At 42.7% G+C, this 16,962-nt stretch carries 18 protein-coding genes; 6 read left to right on the forward strand and 12 right to left on the reverse strand.

Translation table 11 applies throughout. The features are described 5' to 3' along the window. Positions 1-8: 8 nt before the first annotated feature. The 3 genes from K9J17_08980 to K9J17_08990 all read right to left on the reverse strand — a co-directional run bounded on the left by K9J17_08980 (position 9) and on the right by K9J17_08990 (position 3,857). Positions 9-371, reverse strand: coding sequence for a hypothetical protein (locus tag K9J17_08980; protein ID MCF8276854.1), 363 nt, complete (start codon positions 369-371; stop codon positions 9-11). Further along, positions 371-1,441, reverse strand: coding sequence for a branched-chain amino acid aminotransferase (locus tag K9J17_08985; protein MCF8276855.1), 1,071 nt, complete (start codon positions 1,439-1,441; stop codon positions 371-373). The genes K9J17_08980 and K9J17_08985 overlap by 1 nt, the downstream gene beginning before the upstream one ends. Positions 1,442-1,508: 67 nt before the next feature. After that, positions 1,509-3,857, reverse strand: coding sequence for a choice-of-anchor B family protein (locus K9J17_08990; protein MCF8276856.1), 2,349 nt, complete (start codon positions 3,855-3,857; stop codon positions 1,509-1,511). Positions 3,858-4,011: 154 nt separating this feature from the next. On the opposite strand from K9J17_08990, the gene K9J17_08995 reads away from it, so the two are divergent. Both K9J17_08995 and K9J17_09000 read left to right on the forward strand, forming a co-directional pair. Further along, positions 4,012-4,533: an NAD(P)H-dependent oxidoreductase gene (locus K9J17_08995; GenBank protein ID MCF8276857.1), complete on the forward strand. Its 522-nt coding sequence runs from the start codon at positions 4,012-4,014 to the stop codon at positions 4,531-4,533. A gap of 54 nt (positions 4,534-4,587) precedes the next feature. Next, entirely contained in the window at positions 4,588-4,818 is a 231-nt protein-coding gene (locus K9J17_09000; GenBank protein ID MCF8276858.1) for a hypothetical protein, read from the forward strand. Positions 4,819-4,820: 2 nt separating this feature from the next. Here the strand turns inward: K9J17_09000 and K9J17_09005 are convergent, their stop codons facing one another. Continuing rightward, positions 4,821-5,918: a hypothetical protein gene (locus K9J17_09005; GenBank protein MCF8276859.1), complete on the reverse strand. Its 1,098-nt coding sequence runs from the start codon at positions 5,916-5,918 to the stop codon at positions 4,821-4,823. A 72-nt stretch (positions 5,919-5,990) separates the two neighbouring features. Between K9J17_09005 and K9J17_09010 the strand changes: the two genes are divergently transcribed. Together K9J17_09010 and K9J17_09015 are read left to right on the forward strand one after the other, a co-directional pair. Further along, positions 5,991-7,208, forward strand: a complete 1,218-nt coding sequence (locus K9J17_09010) for a M28 family peptidase (protein MCF8276860.1) — start codon at positions 5,991-5,993, stop codon at positions 7,206-7,208. Positions 7,209-7,246: 38 nt separating this feature from the next. Further along, positions 7,247-8,383 (forward strand): hypothetical protein, encoded by a 1,137-nt coding sequence (locus K9J17_09015; protein ID MCF8276861.1) that lies wholly within the window; start codon positions 7,247-7,249, stop codon positions 8,381-8,383. A 14-nt stretch (positions 8,384-8,397) separates the two neighbouring features. Here K9J17_09015 and K9J17_09020 read toward each other — a convergent pair whose 3' ends face one another. The 6 genes from K9J17_09020 to folK all read right to left on the reverse strand — a co-directional run bounded on the left by K9J17_09020 (position 8,398) and on the right by folK (position 12,551). Further along, a complete protein-coding gene (locus K9J17_09020; GenBank protein ID MCF8276862.1) occupies positions 8,398-8,565 on the reverse strand; it encodes an Arc family DNA-binding protein in 168 nt (55 codons plus the stop codon). Positions 8,566-8,568: 3 nt separating this feature from the next. Continuing rightward, the gene (locus tag K9J17_09025; protein ID MCF8276863.1) at positions 8,569-8,730 is read right to left on the reverse strand and encodes a hypothetical protein; all 162 of its coding nucleotides are present in this window, start codon (positions 8,728-8,730) and stop codon (positions 8,569-8,571) included. A gap of 6 nt (positions 8,731-8,736) precedes the next feature. Beyond that, the gene (locus K9J17_09030; GenBank protein MCF8276864.1) at positions 8,737-9,597 is read right to left on the reverse strand and encodes an SPFH domain-containing protein; all 861 of its coding nucleotides are present in this window, start codon (positions 9,595-9,597) and stop codon (positions 8,737-8,739) included. A gap of 205 nt (positions 9,598-9,802) precedes the next feature. After that, a complete protein-coding gene (locus K9J17_09035) occupies positions 9,803-11,272 on the reverse strand; it encodes an OmpA family protein (protein MCF8276865.1) in 1,470 nt (489 codons plus the stop codon). Between the two features lie 130 nt (positions 11,273-11,402). Beyond that, the gene (locus K9J17_09040) at positions 11,403-12,050 is read right to left on the reverse strand and encodes a deoxynucleoside kinase (protein ID MCF8276866.1); all 648 of its coding nucleotides are present in this window, start codon (positions 12,048-12,050) and stop codon (positions 11,403-11,405) included. Between the two features lie 3 nt (positions 12,051-12,053). Beyond that, positions 12,054-12,551 (reverse strand): 2-amino-4-hydroxy-6-hydroxymethyldihydropteridine diphosphokinase, encoded by a 498-nt coding sequence (gene folK, locus K9J17_09045; GenBank protein MCF8276867.1) that lies wholly within the window; start codon positions 12,549-12,551, stop codon positions 12,054-12,056. A 136-nt stretch (positions 12,552-12,687) separates the two neighbouring features. Between folK and sppA the strand changes: the two genes are divergently transcribed. Then, the gene (gene sppA / locus K9J17_09050) at positions 12,688-14,460 is read left to right on the forward strand and encodes a signal peptide peptidase SppA (protein ID MCF8276868.1); all 1,773 of its coding nucleotides are present in this window, start codon (positions 12,688-12,690) and stop codon (positions 14,458-14,460) included. Positions 14,461-14,517: 57 nt separating this feature from the next. Here the strand turns inward: sppA and K9J17_09055 are convergent, their stop codons facing one another. Continuing rightward, on the reverse strand, positions 14,518-16,152 hold the full coding sequence (locus K9J17_09055; protein MCF8276869.1) for a S8 family peptidase: 1,635 nt from the start codon (positions 16,150-16,152) through the stop codon (positions 14,518-14,520). A 26-nt stretch (positions 16,153-16,178) separates the two neighbouring features. After that, a complete protein-coding gene (locus K9J17_09060) occupies positions 16,179-16,697 on the reverse strand; it encodes a type I restriction enzyme HsdR N-terminal domain-containing protein (GenBank protein MCF8276870.1) in 519 nt (172 codons plus the stop codon). A 29-nt stretch (positions 16,698-16,726) separates the two neighbouring features. Between K9J17_09060 and K9J17_09065 the strand changes: the two genes are divergently transcribed. Then, the gene (locus tag K9J17_09065; GenBank protein ID MCF8276871.1) at positions 16,727-16,918 is read left to right on the forward strand and encodes a cold-shock protein; all 192 of its coding nucleotides are present in this window, start codon (positions 16,727-16,729) and stop codon (positions 16,916-16,918) included. Positions 16,919-16,962: the final 44 nt, after the last annotated feature.

Raw genomic sequence — 16,962 nt, forward strand, 5'->3', positions numbered from 1 at the left:
GAAATAAATTATTGTTTTAGCACGCAGGTAACGTCTACCGTGTCTCGATAATAGGTGCAAGAAGCGGTGGTTCCTATGTCAAAAGCTCCTTGCTTCCATGCAGATTCCAAACTATCTGTAAACTCCCTATCGCCACAATTAACGCCAGATGTTGTTGGCCCAAAGCCAGTGACGACAATACATTCAATGCAGGTATGATCTGCACTGAGCTGGTCTTCCTTTCCCTTGATCTCCTTGTTCGTTCCGCAGTACTCGTCCACGTAACCTACAACTTCTTGAGATTGCTTGAGTTTCACCTCGCACTCTACGCACTTGCTGCAGCCAGCGAGCAGAATCGGAAACAGAACGAGTGATAAACCGACTTTTTTCATCAGTTCATACTTACCATCCAACCGAACTTATCCTCAACTTCTCCATAGCGAATGGCGTTGAGCTGCTTTGATATAAGCGCAGACATTTCTCGCTCCTCAATCGGTCTAAGCACCATATCCACTCCATTGTATCCGATCAATTCAATCGGAGCTACGGTTGCAGCAGTTCCTACTCCAAATGCATCTAAGAGATCTCCTCGTTTATGCGCTTCGGCAAGCTCATCGATACTTATCCTTCTTTCCTCTACGTTGATTCCAAGGTCTGCGGCAAGTGTGAGCACGCTATCTCTTGTTATTCCTTTTAAAATGGTATCGCCCGTTGGCGGAGTGACAAGTGTGTCTCCAATCTGGAACATCACATTCATGGTACCACTTTCTTCAATGAACTTGTGCTCAACAGCATCAGTCCAAAGCAATTGATGATATCCTTTCTGCTGCGCCAATCTGGTCGGGTACAAAGAGCCGCCATAATTACCTCCAGACTTGGCAGAACCTGTTCCTCCTTTAGCCGCTCTGGTGTAAGTACTTTCTACCATTACTTTAAGCGGTGTGGTATAATACGGACCAACTGGGCCTGTGAACATCACACATCGATACGTTTCTGAAGGTTTCACACCTAAGAATTGATCGGTTGCAAACATGAACGGACGGATGTACAATGAAGAATTGAGAGCTTCTGGAACCCAATCAATATCAATCTTTATAAGTTCTTTCAATGCTTCCATCATCAATTCTACGGGAATGACAGGCATGCACATTCTTTCTGCAGATAGATTAAGTCGCTTGAAATTATCTGTTGGTCGGAACATCATTACTTCGCCATCAGAATTTCGATAAGCTTTCATCCCTTCGAATATGGTCTGCCCATAATGAAGTGCCAACATGGCTGGAGTGAACGGCATGTTCCCATAAGGTTGAATTCTGAAATCGGACCACTTACCGTTCGCATAATCTGCAACAAACATGTGGTCTGCAAATTCTCTTCCGAAAGGAATATTATTAAAATCCACTTCGTTGATGCGGGTTTTTGCTGCCCTTTCAACCCTAATTTGCATAATGTCGCTCTCCATCTATAGTTGTATTAATGCATCTCAATTTACAAAAACTGACCTGCTTTTATCGTGCGAAAGTCGGGAATCAATGATCAACCACCAACCTTTGCACTTGTCGTTGTCCGTCAATTATCGTTTCAAGTAAATAGATTCCTGTAGTTCTCGGCACATTCAAGGTGTTCAATCCCTGAAAAATGCGTCTCGATTCTCCTACAGCTCTTCCCGCAACGTCCCATATTTGAGCAGATCCCTCGTTCACCGCACCATCCACCTGCAAGTTAACGTAGTGCGATGCTGGATTCGGAAAGAGCGATACACGGCCACTTTTCTCAACGCTAGCAATTCCTGTTGTTTCCTCTACACTGAAAACATCGATTGCACCTTCTACCAAGTGACCAGGAAGGACATCTTCAACTTCAATAATAAGTTGAATTGGATTGGAAAGATTTGGAATATGGTCTAATAGTGAAAACGAAAAAGGCTTCCATTGATTGGCAGTAACAGGCAAACTGGCCACCGTTGTTATGCTTGGACCATATTCTACTTTAACCTTAAAAGTATCATTGCCAGCATCGTTTCCTCCTGAGTTGAAGAACCAATAATTAAATCGTAATGCTGGATGATTCAATGAGCTCAGATCCATCAGTGGCGATTTCAAAATCGTTACTCCTTGATCCACGTCATCATCACCAACTCCACCACCGCCATTTCCAGTAACGTAGGCGTTTCCATCACAGTCATTGATCATATCTGAACCTGGATTTGAAATACTATCCAGATAAATGGTTTCGATAGGAAATCCGCGTTCCCAAATTCCTGAAGCGGCCGTTCCTGAAACAGTCCAACCTAGATCCAACGAAAAATCATCGTAGTAACCTTTGAGCAATTCAATTGGATCAGGCACTGATCCAGAACTGAAATCTATCGAGCCACACTCGCCAATATATCCCCATTTTCCTGCAGTTACAGCATATTGTCCTGCATAGAAATTAGTATCCGAATAAACTCCGTTAGCATCAGTTGTAAGTTCCTCATCAAGAAAATCATTCACCACATGTACTGTAGCTCCAGACACCGGCTGTCCGCTAGCAGCATCAAGCACAAGACCTGAAAGAACAAATGGCACATCTGGAATCATCTGAACATCTAACGTAACCGTTGCTCCATTAGTGAGAACAACTCCGTTTATCGTTTGGGGTAAATAGCCGCCCTTTTGAAATGTCACGGAATACGTTCCTGCTGTAGCTGTTCCTGTTGCGTAATCGCCAAAAAGATCGGTGACATCTGTTAATCCTGTGCCCACCACATCTATCTGAACGGCATTTAGCACACTTCCCGAACCAAATTCAGTCACGTTTCCTTGCAGTCTGGCCGCGCGGACGTAATCAGGCCCAACTATAAATAGACCTTCTTCTATATCCGCAATGAGAATATTGCCCGAAGGAAGATATGGCCACGCTCCCCATGCGCCATTAAAACCTCCTCCGCTGAACGGACTTGTATCGAAATAGCCAGTGAGAATGATATTTGAGGGGTCTGACACATCGTGAATAACCAGTCCGTCTCTGTAATGCGATGTAACGATGTAATCGTTGATAAAATGCGTGTTATGCGGAATAACGCCTTCAGTCAGTGGATGACGAACCTTGTCGGTTTCCACTACATTATTAAGGTTGCTCATATCGTATGCAGCAACAAACCCGCTATTCACTTCATCTGTTGTGAAGCAATGTTCATTATTGTCAGATGGCCAAATATTGTGCGAAAACTGGCTTGGCGTATCCCAGTTTGCTAACACAACTGGATTGCTTGGCGTAGAAACGTCTACCACAAAAGACCCTTGTTCCAAGCAAGCAGCCCAAAGCGTATCACCTCTAACGAATCCATCGTGGATGTAATGATCATTCCATCTGCCAAGTTCAGTCGGGCTGGTCGGATTGGAAATATCGAGAATGAGCGCTCCTCCTACTCCATTGTTTGAACCGAAAATGTACGCCTTATCCGCCTCTGTATCAACGAACATATTATGCGCTTTGGTCCAAGGAAATTGGCTCCCGCTGTAGCTAACAGATGTGAGATTGGTGCTTCCGGGCAGTGGCGACATATCAACTATCAAGAGCCCTCCGCTGGTTTCATTTACACAATAAGCATAACCGTTGTGGTAGAACGGGTCGCGCCAAATTGAATTTGCACCAGGGGCAAAAAACACTTCAGTCGGTGTTGTCGGATCGGTAACATCCACAATGGAAAAACCATTGTAAACACCCACCAAGGCATATTCATGCCCATTATGAAATGCACCTCTCACTTCGCTCAGATCTTCCGTGTAAGCAAGATGACCGAGTTCGGTGGTATTGAAGGCATCTTGAGCCCAAACAGCCTGCGCTGAAAACCAAAGATTTATAGCTAAAAAGAGCCGAACGAAAGTTCTCATGGGCATGCGTTAATTATGTTGGTACAAATGAACGATTTTGAAATCACCACGGTGTCTTAACCATGACGCCAATTGAAGCAATAATGTCTCGTATTATTACCAGTCCAAACCTGAACACATAGGAGCCCAAATTGTTAGGCATTCCAAATAAACCATGAAACAGATACTTGCATTTTCTGGCAGTATGAGTGCCAATTCCATCAATCATCAGCTGGTTGAATTCACTGCGGATCAGGTCTTAGGCGCTGAGGTTAAAATCATCCGTTTGTCTGATTTTGAAGCACCACTATACCGTAGCGAAATGGAATCGGAACTTGGATTCCCTGAAACCATTGTCAGCCTGCGAAAGCTTTTTGACGAAGCAGACGCCTTCATCATTTCCACTCCAGAATACAACAGCAGCATTCCGGCTGGTTTTAAAAACACCATCGATTGGCTTTCAAGAATGGAAGTGAAGGTTTTTCAGAACAAACCCGTTCTGTTGATGGCGACTTCTCCGGGAGCAAGAGGTGGCCGATCTGTTCTTGATCATCTTTCGGCCATCATGCCATTTTGGGGCGCTCAAATGGTCGGAACATTCAGTCTGCCCAAATTCAAAGAGCATTTTACGGAAGGAATTCTGGCTGAGCCGTTTCAACAAGAATTACAAGAATTGTTAGCTGGGTTACCGAAATGACCATTCCTTGTACCGACATTCATGTAAATGTTCGGTTCAGGAGCAAATAGTGTCATGAAATTCAATCGCGGTCAGGTCGCGAAGCGAAAGAAATTTGGAGACATCACAGAAGCCCGCCACGAAAAGCACAAGGAACTCGTTGACAAGCAAATGAGTGCTTCTCAGTTTGAGCGATTTAAACAAGACCTGAAAGAAAGACGAAGAATGGAATCGTTTAAAATAGGTCTGACGCTGTTTGTAATAACCTTCGCGGTCACAACGGCATTCATACTCGTTTTACGATAATCTCAATTCTTCCACTTGGCCAAGAACAAGTTGGTGTCGTGGGTTCCGCCATTGTTCCTATTGCTAGAGAACAACAAATATTCGCCAGAACGTGAGAACATCGGAAAAGCATCGAACACACCATCATAAGTAATCTGTTCCAGACCCGTTCCATCAACGTTAATCGTGTAAAGGTTGAATGGATAACCTTTCTCAGAAGCATGGTTTGAAGAGAAAATGATTTTCTCGCCAGAAGGATGAAAGAATGGTGCCCAATTGGCTTTTCCCAAATTGGTCAATTTCTTCAATTCAGAACCATCAACATTACATATATAGAGTTCCATTTCGGTAGGCGTTACCAAGCCTTCCAACAACAATGCTTTGTAATCAGCTATTTCTTCCTCTGTCTTTGGACGGCTGCTTCTGAATATCAGTTTGGTTCCATCCGGAGAAAAGAATGCACCGCCATCATACCCCAATTCGGAAGTGATCTGCGTTACATCTGAACCATCAATTTTCATGGTATACAGTTCCAAATCGCCAGACCGTAGACTGGTAAACACGATCAGATCGCCATTCGGAGAAACGGTTGGTTCTGCATCATAACCTTCCTCGCTTGTCAACTGACTTAGGATGTTTCCTTGCAGATCGGCCACAAAAATGTCGAACCCCGCATACACAGGCCAAACGTACTTGCCGTCTTCACGCTTAGCAGGTTTTGGCGGACAGTCTTCACTTGCCAAATGTGTTGATGCATAAATGATGGAAGTATCGCCCGGCATGAAATACGAACAGGTGGTTCTCCCCTTTCCTGTACTGATCATGGTTGGTCGCTCGGTAAGCATGTGCTCTGCATCCGCTACGGTGGTGAAATAGATCTGATCGCACGAATCGCCCCAAACCGCATTCGTTGCTTGAAAAACGAATTTGCTATCGTCAAAACTCCAGTAAGCCTCTGCATTGTCGCCTCCGTTCGTAAGTTGAATGATGGTATCGAAATGCACTTCCTGCGGATAATGCAACATGGAGGTCTTTGTTGCTCCGGAATATCCATCATGCTTGTGCTCGCTTCCGCACGAAAGGAGGATAAGGGAGAAAACAAAAAACGCAGTAGCTCTCATTAGATTCGGGTATTTGCGCGCAAAACTACGCTGATGAATGGAATGTTGCGAAATTCGCGGCAAATCACTCAAATGAAGCGCATACTTTTCTTTTTCTCCTTTTTCATGTTCGCAATCGCTGCTTGGTCTCAAACAGCGGTGGAACAGCTTAAGGCTGATGTTTCTTACTTGGCAGATGACAAATTGGAAGGGCGCGAAATAGGCACAAAAGGCGAAGAACTGGCTGCCATCTATATTTCTGAACGAATGGCTCAATTGGGATTGACACCAAAAGGAACTGAAGGCTATTTCCAAACATTCAGTCGTAAACTGGAGCAAGACCCACATTCTGCCAGTCCTTCTGACACAGGTAGGATTGCTGGCCGAAACGTAGTTGGGTTCATTGATAATGGCGCTAAAACCACCATCATCATTGGCGCGCATTACGATCATTTGGGATACGGGGCACAAGGTTCGCTATATGCTGGAGATCCAGCCATACATAATGGAGCAGATGATAATGCGAGTGGTGTTGCTGTGATGCTTCAACTTGCAGAAAAACTGAAAAAGGCATCTGAATCGAACAACTATTTGTTCATCGCTTTTTCTGGTGAAGAACGCGGATTGTGGGGCTCAAATTTCTTTGCGAAAGAACCAACCTTGAAATTGGATGATGTGAACTATATGATCAACATGGACATGGTGGGCCGATTGAATGAAGAAAAAACCTTGGCCATCAATGGCATTGGTACTTCGCCTTTTTGGAAAAATGCGCTCGAAACCTTGAACCAAGGTAGTTTCAAATTAGTGCTATCTGAAAGTGGTGTCGGCCCGAGCGATCATACGTCATTCTACCTTAAAGACATTCCTGTATTGCATTTCTTTACTGGTCAGCACGATGATTATCACAAACCAAGTGATGATGTGCATAAGGTGAATTTTGATGGAATGGAAAGTATCGGCCAGTTCATCTTCAAGCTCATTTCTGAATTGGACGATGAGGGCAAATTGGCCTTCACAAAAACAAAAGACGCGGACAAAAGCAATTCGCCAAAGTTCAGCGTTACGCTAGGCGTTGTACCAGATTACTTGTTTGATGGTGAAGGCATGCGCATTTCTGGCGTCAAGGAAGACCGTCCGGCTGCAATTGCTGGCCTTTTGGAAGGCGACATCGTGATCAAAATGGGCAAAATTGACATCACGGACATGCAAAGCTATATGCAAGGTTTGGCAGCTTTCAAAGAGGGCGACAAAACAACAGTCTTGGTAAAACGAGGCAAAAAGACGCTTAAGAAAAAAGTGCAGTTCTGATCTGCACAATCTTTTTCAACTCCTTGCGTTAAACGCGCGTGAGACTACTACTTCCATCCTTTCTAGCAGTCGTACTGCTGTTGTCTGCCTGTAAATATGATTCCGATGTTGAAGAGATTCCTGAGTTCGAAAACACGTTTTCGTTGAATGGAAATCAAGAAGCGAATCGGTTGATTGCCGTTTCGGATGGCATTATTGGAGTGGGCACTTCTGATGTTGGCGGTGTGAAACGTCTGCTCCTCCTCAAAACCGATTTTAGCGGAAATCTGCTCTGGCAAAAGGAATTGGAAAGCGGAACTGAAGGCTTTGGGATCAAGCTGACTGCTGATAAGTATCTGATTCTTGCAGGAACAATAACAGACGAAAATGACAACAGAGATCTGCTCCTAACCAAGACAGATCAACTTGGAAATGTGCTTTGGTCCAAGCATTTTGGCGGTATTCTGGCCGATCAGGGAAAGGATGTAATTGAATTGGAAGGTGGCGGATTTATGGCAATAGGACTTGCACAAAGTTTTGGTGCTGGTCCAGTAAGCATGTACGTGGTAAAAACCGATGTGAACGGAAATGAAATTTGGAGCAGAACCTTTGGTGGCGAAGGTGTAGATGGCGGATCAGAACTACTGCAAGTGAACAGCTTTGAAGTATTGCTTTTAGGTTTTACTGGAAGTTTTGGGGCTGGCGACCGCGATATTTATGTTCAAAGTGTGAGCATCGATGGTGACAGTCTTGCTTCATTTACCTACGGTGGCGCTGGATACGAGGAAAGTCAGGCAATTCAACGAAGCTCAGATGGTGGATACGTCATGTCCAATCATTCTGCCAGCAATGAGCCGAATCACTCATTACTTGCAACTAAATTGGATGCCAACGGCATGGTTGTTTGGGAAAAGGAATTTGGCTCAGCTCAAGCACATGAAGGTGGCGAAGGCGTGCTTGCCGACCGCGAAGGGAATTACGTATTTCTCGGAAGGACGAACAGTTTCGGAAATGATGAGCAGGTTTATTTCATCAAAACTGATGTAAGCGGAACTGTATTGGCAGAATTGAATTTCGGACAGGAAGGCGACCAAAGAGGGAACGACATCATAGAGCACGATGGCGCTTATTACATGGTTGGCACATCAAGCATTGGCGGAGACTCTGACGTCCTGCTGATTAAACGTCCGATGTAGCTTTTCTAAGCTCCCTACTCCTCGCTTTTCTTCTTGGGCAATCTTCCAGCATCCTTCAAAGCTTTATTCACAATCCATTCCAATTGTCCATTTGAGCTGCGGAACTCATCCGCAGCCCATTTCTCGATCGCACTCAGAATTTCTGGATCGAGACGTAAGACAAATGGTTTTTTCTTAGACAAAGCTTAAGACGTTTTTTCCAAAAGAACTACAATCGTATTAGCACCGCTATCCGCGCTCATGGAGATCGGACGATAGCCCTTTCTGCATTCTTCATTCAATCGCGCTTCGAACTTCTCTGCGCTTTCGAATATCTTTTTACTGAGGAATTTGAATTTGTTGTTCATCACGTATCAATTATAAAGTGAACCTGTGTTTACTACTGGCGATGCACTCTTATCAGAGCACAGTACCACCATCAAATTGCTGACCATTGCGGCCTTTTTCTCATCATCCAAATGAACGATATCTTTTTTACTGAGCTCGTCTAACGCCATTTCTACCATTCCAACAGCACCTTCAACAATTTTTCTTCGCGCAGCTACTACCGCGGTTGCCTGCTGCCGTTGTAGCATGGCCCCTGCAATTTCCTGAGCGTAGGCCAAATGACTGATGCGGGCTTCCAAAACCTCAATACCTGCTATTCCGAGGCTGTGATCCAAGGCCTCTTCTAGCTTATGATTCACTTCATCTCCCCCACCACGAAGCGAAATTTCCGCTTCCGTATCGTCATCCTGAAACTCATCATATGGGTATTGTCCTGCCAAATTTCTTAAAGCTGCCTCACTCTGAATTCCAACGAATTCCAAGTAATCGTTTACATCGAAGGCTGCTTTAAAAGTGTCTTTCACTCGCCAAACAATCACAGCACCTATCATTATCGGGTTTCCTAAGCTATCGTTCACTTTGATAGGCTCGTTATCAAAGTTGTGCGCGCGCAATGATATCCGATGATTCTTCATGAATGGATTGACCCAAAAGAAGCCGTTGGACTTTACCGTTCCCTTGTACTCTCCAAATAGAACGAGCACCCAAGATTGATTTGGATTGACAATAAAAAATCCGATGAGCATTATCAACGGAATAAGCTCAAGCGCAAGCCAACCTGGTTGATTGACTATAACTGCGAGTAAAATAATGGCACCGATCATCACCAACACAATTGGCAACATCAACCAGCCGGAGATAGGCTTTACTGTTTTTTCTTCTTTCATGATTTCTACATTTATATTGATATCACAATGATATCATATTAATTTGATTCTCGCAAATGAACATTGATTCAAATACTCAACATACATGATCAGAAAGAATTCATCAGAATCAGGCTATAGTCAATATCACTAGACAATCAAAACCTAAGCATAAAAAAAGCCCGTCTTCAATGAAGACGGGCTTTTTCAAAAATCGGCAGAATCATTATTGCACGATGAAATCTACTCTTCGGTTAACGTTCAATGCTTCATCAGATACAGAAAGTGGATTAGCCTCACCTTCACTGTCAATGCTAAACCTTCCAGCATCTATACCATAGATTTTAACCAGATGATCAACAGCAGCTTGAGCACGTTTCTCACTAAGCGATGTATTGTAATCTTCAGCACCTGTCTTATCTGCGCTTCCTACAACTTTCACATTAATAGCCTTATCGGCTTTCATGATTTTAGCAACTTCTGCCAATCTGTCATAACTAGACCAGTAGTCGATTCGTGCACTATTTACTTTGAAATAGATCGAAGGTAGTCCGCCACCAGAAACATTCACGGTTGATTGTCCACCAGCCGCTTCCAAATTGATTGTTTTACCTTGGAAATTGACCAACGCACCAGCAGTAGTATTTGGCTCTACATCTTGGCTATCGGCAACACCATCATTATCAGAATCCAATTCCTTACCATTCTCATCAACTCTTGCTCCTTTAGATGTAAAAGGGTCAGCATCCAAATAATCTGGCACCCCATCACCATCCGTATCTAATGAACGTCCACTACCATCGACCGCTACATCAGCAGGAGAGTTTTCTTCTTTATCAAAGATGTCAGACACTCCATCACCATCTGCGTCTTTAGCAAGTCCATCAACATTTGCTTGAAGGTCAGCGATGTTTTGGTTAAGTGCTTGGAAAGGATTAACCCATTCTTTCGAATGTGTTTGTTTTCCAATTTTAATAGCCAAGAATGCGTTAAAAAGTCCATAGCTATCACTCCTTTTGCTTCCTGCTACGGTACCGTCTAACTTATCGGAAGCAACCGCAAACCGTTGAGTATACTCCAAACCAAGGTCGAACCTTCGCGATAGTCGAAATTTCATACCTAAACCAGCAGGAATGATCAATTCTGTGGTCATTTTCTTATTTTCATTATCCTTATTCACATAAGGTTCACTAGCGACCCAATCCCCAGCCTTTTGACCTCCAGCATCAAACAACCGTGTTTTTCTAACCCGAAACGAAGTAAAACCAACACCACCAACCAAGTACGCAGTAAACAATCTGTCTTTTGTTCGGTCTGAATACATCAGATTAACGAAGTTTATTGTGGCATTTAGTGTGTAATCTACAAATACGGTCTTAAAAAGTACGTTATCATTCTTCCCTGTACCACTGCTATTTGCATTGAATTTCCGTTTTGAACCTCCCAATGTACCACCAAGAACGTTGGCGCGAAACCCAATGACAGAATTCAATTGGTAGTCAACAAATAGACCTCCCGCACCATTGGCAATATCAGCCTTCTGTTGAGAGAAACCGAAGTCATATTGACGAATATCTCCGTAAAACTGAGTCCATCCTCCTTGAAGACCGACAGAGAAATAATTCATTTTCTTTTTCTGGCCAAAAGCGATACCAGAAACCAATAGTGACAATACAAAGAGTAGACTCTTTTTCATATTAAGCAAGTTAGTTGTTCTTTCTTTATTAAACAGAAGCACGCCCAAATGAACGCGTTGCAAAGTTAACCAATGTTATTAATTGACAAAGGGGTATGTTTTTTTTTCATACCAAGAGATTACAAGGTTATCAACAGAGGTCAATAATTTGAATTCCAAAGGCGTGATCCGCCTCTATTATCTTGAATATGGCATTCAAGTCTTCGTTAGATGCTACGAAATCTATTCTATCCGTGTTCAAAATCACAATCCTTATTCCTGTTTGTTGCCGAAAGAAATCCAGATATCCTGTGTTAATTGCTCTAAGATAATCGAGACTTATGTCCAGTTCATATTCTCTTCCGCGCTTTTTTATCTGCCTCAATGACTTTTCAGGGCTGGCGTGTAGAAACAAAAGAAGGTCTGGTTTTGGCAATCGACCATGAATAATCTGAAACAGGTTCTGATAAAGTTCAAATTCATCTTCATCAAGATTGATTCTCGCGAAAACGAGTGATTTCGCAAATGAATAATCGCAAACAATGCCGGGTTTGAACAAGTCCGTCTTGTTCAGTTCATCTCTTTTTTGATGATATCTTTCAGCCAAGAAGCTCAATTCCAACGCAAAACTGTGCTGTTTAGGGTTTTCATAGAACTTCGGTAAGAATGGATTGTCTTTAAACTCTTCCAGCATCAGTCTCGAACCCCATCGTTCTGCCAATTTCTTAGATAACGTGGTCTTTCCAGATCCGATGTTCCCCTCAATTACCACATATTCGTACTCTTTTGGGCGCGCCATCAACTAGGACATTATGTGGTCAGCTTTCAAGGAGTCTAGTTCATCAATGAGTTGAACAGAAGTTCTCAGTAATATTGGATGAATCCAATTCGGAGCAATTTGAGAAAGCGGTCTAAGTGCAAATTCTCTTTCGTGAAGATGTTTGTGAGGGATTGTGAGACCTTGAGATTGAAAGATCAAATCTTCTGAACTTAGAATATCTATGTCAATGGTTCTAGACGTCCATTGCTCGTTTTTCCTAGTTCGCCCCATTTGCATTTCAATTTCCAAGATGGTTTTCAGAACATCTAAAGGCGCTTTCTCTGTTTCAACCATTATGGCCTGATTCAGAAATGTGGTTTCGGATTTAAATCCCCACGGTTCACTTTCCAACACTTCTGATACACTAACTATTCTGCCAACTTGAGCAGCAATGTGCTCGGTTGCTTCTTTCAAAATCTTTGAACGGTCACCAAGATCAGAGCCAGTCAAGAGAACATATTTCCGGATTGATCCATTCATAGAAGGTCGCAAATATAATCCAAGGTATTTGTTGCAGATGATCGCGGCAAAATGTCGCTTAACAATTGATAACAACCGCGATGGCCGCCATATTACATGGTTATTACCTTTGCGGCCTAATTCTAAGAAATACCAAATGAAACAATTTTTCAAGTTCATGTTTGCCAGCGCATTAGGCCTTGTGGTTGGCATATTTTTATTATTCGCAATTCTAGCTGGAATTGGTGCATCAATGAGTGGAGAACAAGTGGTTGAAGTGAAAGACAAATCGGTTCTTCATATAAAACTCAACTACGAAATCAAAGAGCGCGGGGTAGATAGCCCGTTCGGAAACTTTGATCCTGCCACGTTTCAATCCAAACCTTCTGTAGGGCTTAATCAGATTCTAAGCAGCTTGAAGAATGCTGCCAACGATGAAAAGATTGAAGGCGTTTATTTGGACATGCAAAGTGTGCCGGCAGGAATGGCAACTATTGAGGAAATCAGAAATGCACTATTGGATTTTAAAGAAAGTGGCAAGTGGATTGTCAGCTACAGCGAAATCTATTCTCAAAAGGCTTACTATCTAGCTTCTGTTTCTGATGAGCTTTGGTTAAATCCACAAGGAATGGTTGAGTGGAAAGGATTGGGTGCTCAACTCATGTTCATGAAAGGCATGTTCGAAAAATTGGAAGTTGAACCACAGATCATCCGTTATGGCAAATTCAAAAGTGCCGTTGAGCCTTTAATGTTGGATAAGATGAGCGAGGCCAACCGCATGCAGACCATGACTTACATGTCTGACCTTTGGAACAAAATGCTGAGAGGAATTTCTGAAGGAAGAGGCAAATCGGTTGACGAATTGGATAAAATGGCGCAGAATGCAACGATCCAAAATGCAAAAAATGCGTTGGAAAATGGTTTGGTTGACGAGCTTCTTTTCAAAGATGAGGTTATGGCTAAGCTAAGATCACGACTTTCTATTGAAGATGAAGATGACAAAATCAACTTCATTGGATTAGCAAAGTACAAGGATGCGCCAAAAGCTAAATCTGACGAAGACAAGACAGGTAAGAAAGATAAGATTGCCATCATTTATGCTGTTGGAAGTATTGAAGGTGGAGAAGGCGATGATGAAACCATTGGGTCTGAAAAAATCTCTGCCGAAATCAGAAAAGCTAGAAAAGACGATAAGATCAAAGCGATCGTTTTACGCGTGAACAGCCCAGGCGGAAGCGCATTAGCCTCAGACGTTATCTGGAGAGAAGTTGTGTTGGCCAAGGCAGTTAAACCAGTGGTCGTCTCTATGGGAGACGTTGCAGCTTCTGGTGGATACTACATTGCCTGCGCTGCTGATACCATTTTAGCACAGCCAAATACAATTACAGGTTCAATTGGTGTTTTTGGCGTACTTATGAACGCACAAAAACTGATGAATAACAAACTCGGAATCATGATTGACACGGTTAAAACCAACCGATTCGCAGATCTTGGAACACCATTCCGAGCGCTCACAGAAGCTGAAAGAGGGATTATTCAAAATGGCGTGAACGAAATCTATTTTGACTTCATTACGAAAGTGGGACAAGGACGTGGAATGACAGCTGATCAGATTGATTCAATCGGTCAAGGGCGCGTTTGGAGTGGAGAAGATGCTTTGGAAATCGGACTTGTTGATCTTCTTGGAGGAATTGATGACGCAGTAGAAATTGCTGCTGGAATGGCAAAAGTTGATAACTACAGAGTGGTCGAATATCCTGCTCAGAAAGATCCGTTTCAACAGATGGTAGAAGAGATCACAGGACAGGGAGAAGAAGTTTTCTTAAAAAACCGACTGGGACAGTATTACGAATACGTAAAAGATGTAGAGGAATTGATGCAAATGGAAGGAGTTCAGGCTCGACTTCCATATCAGATCTACATCGACTGATATTCTAGAATTAAGTAATTGAAAAAGGCCCGAACTGTTTCAGTTCGGGCCTTTCTTTTATTGTTTAATAATGGAGAATCGCTCGGTTAATCTGCTTCTTCCATCCGAAACTCTAGCCATATATATCCCAGTATTCAACCCTGAAACGGTTATTCTGGAACCAACCAAATTCTGCGTCAAGACCAATCGGCCACGCATATCAAGAATCTCAATCATCCAAGTAGAAGCGATACCCATTTTTAGAGTCACATCTTCTGATGATGGATTCGGATATATATCCAGCGAAACAGAATTGTCTTCTTCTGCAATTCCAACCGTAGCACAATCATCTCCGGTAACCGCAGCAGCAGCATTTACTCTTCCAGCACCGATCAAACCTGCATACGGTAGGTTTTGAGTAAGATTGTCTATGTCGTCTGAAGTGGATTTGATCCGCTCAATAACTTCCAATGCAGTGAGGCATGGAAACTTAGTGCGGACCAACCCGGCAACACCTGAAACTATTGGTGCAGCCATCGAAGTTCCTCCTTGAGGTGGAGAATACAGAAAGGTGCCGTTGAATGTTGCTGTTGTATAAATATTGATTCCTGGAGCACTCACATCAACAGAATCATTCCTTGTAAAAGGAGTATTCGTTCCATTATTGAAAAGATCATTGGCATCAACTCCTGTCACGCTCAAAACATAATTATATGAAGCTGGATAATACATGGCCGTAGCATTCGCATTCCCTGCCGAGGCAACCAAAACAACATTATTATTGACTGCTGCCCATGTCACAACATCTTGGGCAACCTGACTGAATGTAGTGTTGCCCCAAGAACAATTAACAACTGAACAGCCGTGCTCCACGCAATACTGAATGCCTTCGTAACCTTTCGTTATTGTTTGTGAATTGTTTCCAACCTTCACAGGAAGAAACTTGCACTTGAACCCTATTCCAGCGTATCCAATTCCGTTGTCTGCAGTTGCTGATGCAATAGCTGAAACTGCATCTCCATGTATTTCGTTGTTGATGAACAGACTATTGTCATTATCAACCATGTCCCAACCTGCAAAATTGTCAACGTAGGTATCATTATCATCATCACCATTTCCTATTGGGTCATCATAATTGTATTTGATATTGCCCGAAAGGTCTTCGTGATTTACGTTTATCGCGGTTTCTGTGATGCCGATCACCACGTTTGTATCCCCTAACGTAATATCCCATGCTTCGTATGCCATTATGTTGGCATAATGATATGGCATTACGCTATTTAGGTTCGCATCATTAGGAGTGTACATGTCAAAACTCACAAATTGTGGTTCTGCGTATTCAATCCACGGTGAATTTTCCAGTTTTCTTACAGCCGAAAACACGTCTGAATTATCGTTGATCTTTGCTTCATAGATCAAGGAAATGTCTGCTAACTTCTGGCCACGATCGTTGAATTCGGTTGCAGGCGGTTGGGTTCGAGGGAATTTCTTCTCAAGGCTTTCCAAACCGAACGCATCAAATTCTTTCAATAATTCTGGAATGGCAACTGCACTTTCCGAACAGGCACTTCGATATTCAGGTTTAACCTTGAAATTGATAACTCCTTTCAAGTACTTATCACCCGTCTGACTCACGAGCAGACTATTATCAGTGCGCTGTGCAATCCCAAAAATCGGAAGAATGAGAAGGGAGAATAAGAAAATACGAGTCATGGCTATGATATCTGAGTTGAAGTTACTCAATGCTGAGATGTGCTGGTCGTATAAGCAGGAATTTCATCCAGAAAGTTGAATGTGCTGTCATCTGAGACTCGACAACAATAATGACTGATTCCATTACTTATAAGCAGAATTGTGGCATTGATATGCCGATTGTAACGGCCTAATTGGAAGAACGTTTCGTTATTCAGTGGTTCTTTTGGGGCTTTACATTCAATTAAGATTGTTGCTTTTCCCTGCGGGTTACAAATGATCAGATCTGCCCGTTTGGTACGCGCGCCACCCTTTACCTGTCTTTCAATTTTCATGAGCGAAAGAGGGTAAGAAAGGTCCTTGTTTAAGAACGAAATAAGGTTTTGACGAACCCATTCTTCTGGTGTTAGAACAAGGAATTTTTTCCTCACTTGACAAAATATATGTTCTTTGCCTTCTTCCGTTTTTAGCCTTTGCGGATGATCAGGAAGATTGAGTGACGGTAGCATGGAGCGAAGATAATCAACCACAATTTGATCCGATGTTGATTGCGGTGTTATTAACACTACCTTGCAGCTTCATATAACTATATAAAATGAGTAAGGGTACAGTAAAATTTTTCAATGAATCAAAAGGATTTGGATTCATAACTCCTGACGAAGGTGGTAAAGATGTTTTTGTTCATGCAAATGGATTGAAAGATGAAATCCGCGAAGGAGACAAAGTAAGCTACGATGTAGAAGAAAGTCCTAAAGGATTAAACGCTTTGAATGTGAAAGTGGTTTAATTATCATCACATATCTAAACGAAATCCCGTTTCGCATGCGAAAC

The organism is Flavobacteriales bacterium (assembly GCA_021739695.1).
In the GTDB taxonomy this organism is placed as follows: Bacteria; Bacteroidota; Bacteroidia; order UBA10329; family UBA10329; genus UBA10329.